The organism is Salmonella sp. SAL04162, from assembly GCF_046551535.1.
Taxonomy (GTDB): Bacteria; Pseudomonadota; Gammaproteobacteria; order Enterobacterales; family Enterobacteriaceae; genus Salmonella; species Salmonella enterica.
Genome location: NZ_JBGDVX010000037.1, coordinates 1 through 2,184 on the forward strand (window position 1 = coordinate 1; position 2,184 = coordinate 2,184).

Consider the following 2,184-nt stretch of genomic DNA (forward strand, 5'->3'; position numbering starts at 1 on the left):
TATCTAACAGTTTCATAATACCCCCTACCGCTTCGCAAACATGCGCTTAAATTCTTCTGGCGTAATAATGCATGAATCTTCGAATTCGCCATTGTAAATAATCTCGGTAAAACCAGGCTTGCCATCATTTTTTACACAGTAACCTTCAGTAATAAAAACCTGATTACCATGAAAGCCATCAACAACGGCAAAATGCGGTCGAAGCTCTACAACGTAGTTATTATTAGACGCATATTGCAGTAATTCACAAACAACGGGATTAGCCAGCCTCATTATCAACCCCCACACAATAAACGTGATTATAACAACGGGGGCATTTGCGCTCACCAGTGAACGTAATATCACAGACAACGCAACGATGACGCTCAGGAACTGGCGGATTGTCGCTGAGGTGACTTACTGCGAGTTCTATCGCAGCAGTCAAACCGATAGCATAGACAGGACGTGGCGCACCGGATGCGCGACGGGCTTTAATGGACTGCTCGTGTTTAGCCTGGTGAGCAACTGACCTTTTGTAATAGCTGCGAATATACGGAGAATCCGGATCGAACGAATTAACGTTACAGAACCGGGCATAGTCCAGCGCGTCAGCTATTCCAGGATAGGACTTAATCATATATACCCCCGCGATGAAAGTCGCCCCGAAGGGCGAGCCATTCAGGACTTAACAGGCTGTTTAGCCTGGACAGACTCCAGAGAGGAATCAGTCAGTTTGCCATAACCAACAAGCTCATAATCACCTACAACAGACTGAGCCTGACCACGACCACGGGCAATACGCTTATAATGGGGGATAATCAGTATATAATCGAAGCCCTTCAAACTGGCCTGACGAATATCAGACTGAAGGCGCTTAATAAGAAGATGGTTGTTATCATTAGGGAAAGATTCTTCAATGAAGCCGCAACCAATAGAGTTATCAGCCTCATCATAATCAGCTAACGTAGCCGCCGAGCAGAAAGAATCAGGATGACCCTGTTTATTAGTATAGTTAACGATTTTGCCGGAAAATACACGCAGTGCGCCAGATAAGTTAGACATAATAAATCACCTTTTATTTAATTACACATTTTCAGTTTGACCATATAAACAAATAAGCCACTTACACATAAGTATTTATCAGAACGGAATCGGGCTATTCTTTAAAAACTGGTCACGTACTATATATTCATAACTTTCATCTATTGGTAGTCTTATATTCTCGTCCTGTAAATGCTCCTCTTTTATTACAGTTTTGATGAATGCCTCTATGTCGCCGCCCAGCACGTGAAGGACAGCAGCAAGCTTTTTTGACCCCTGATTCCTCAGCCATTTGACAGATGAATCATAAGAACTCAGCGCCTTACGAGTATCAGAAAGCGACGGATTAAACGGGTTGATTTTGCGGAGTTCTGCCGGATTAAGTTGCGCAGCATAGTCACAAAGCCCCGTAAAATAGCCCCGAATATCAAGCAAAATATCGACAGGAACTTCCTTTAATTCAGCCTCAGAACGATTCCAGATTAAATCAAGCCCCAGTTCAAGAGCCTTGTTATAAATACGCCAGAATAATAACGACTGACGACTACCTACCCTTAGTGATTCCTCAGCCCCGATAGTGTATTCAAAGCCTGTTTTACTGCATATACGTCGCCCTCTTCCACGATAGAACGCATCGTTCTTAAAATCGCGGTACGCATGTTCAACAGTGAAAACATCGTCAAAGTCATCGACGCATAAATCAAGGCGCTGTAATTTGACGATGCCAAGATGGGTAAACCACTTATGCAGGTGCTCCGGTGACGTGCCGGAAAATACGTGCTTACAGCCGTGACCATTTATCTGTATAAACACGGTTCCCTCGTTACCGCCGAAATACAAAACACCCAGTTCTGTACGGTCAATATCGTTGTACGCATATAGCGGCGCGTGGTCATGATAGTTATAGCGCCCATACCCACGAAATACGCCCAGATGTAACCCAAACTCAGCAGCCAGCCAGCGACGAATCATCTCGATCCGGGATTCCATAAGCTTTTGATTATAGTTATGAAGCTGGTCATCAAGCGCCTTGCGAGCCGCGCGGAAATCGCCGCCAAAATCCTCATTAGGAAAGGTGTAACCGTCGACAAACTCATCAAAGGTTTCCTCGATATCGCGATTCGAAAGCGGGCACCACATGCGGGTTTTAGGGTTGATAACGTC

Annotated in this window: 3 protein-coding genes; all 3 read right to left on the reverse strand. The window is 44.7% G+C overall.

Annotated elements, in window-relative coordinates; genetic code table 11:
• Positions 1-24: 24 nt before the first annotated feature.
• A complete protein-coding gene (locus ACLJRH_RS26140) occupies positions 25-273 on the reverse strand; it encodes a hypothetical protein (protein ID WP_410958292.1) in 249 nt (82 codons plus the stop codon).
• A gap of 384 nt (positions 274-657) precedes the next feature.
• Positions 658-1,041: a hypothetical protein gene (locus ACLJRH_RS26145; RefSeq protein WP_410958293.1), complete on the reverse strand. Its 384-nt coding sequence runs from the start codon at positions 1,039-1,041 to the stop codon at positions 658-660.
• 78 nt (positions 1,042-1,119) lie between these two features.
• Positions 1,120-2,184: replication initiation factor domain-containing protein (locus tag ACLJRH_RS26150; protein WP_410958294.1), on the reverse strand; the 1,065-nt coding region annotated here is incomplete at its 5' end.

Coding starts and splice junctions, on each gene's coding strand:
- ACLJRH_RS26145 (WP_410958293.1), bottom strand. CDS start 1,041: ATGTCTAACTTATCTGGCGCACTGCGTGTATTTTCCGGCAAAATCGTT.
- ACLJRH_RS26140 (WP_410958292.1), bottom strand. CDS start 273: ATGAGGCTGGCTAATCCCGTTGTTTGTGAATTACTGCAATATGCGTCT.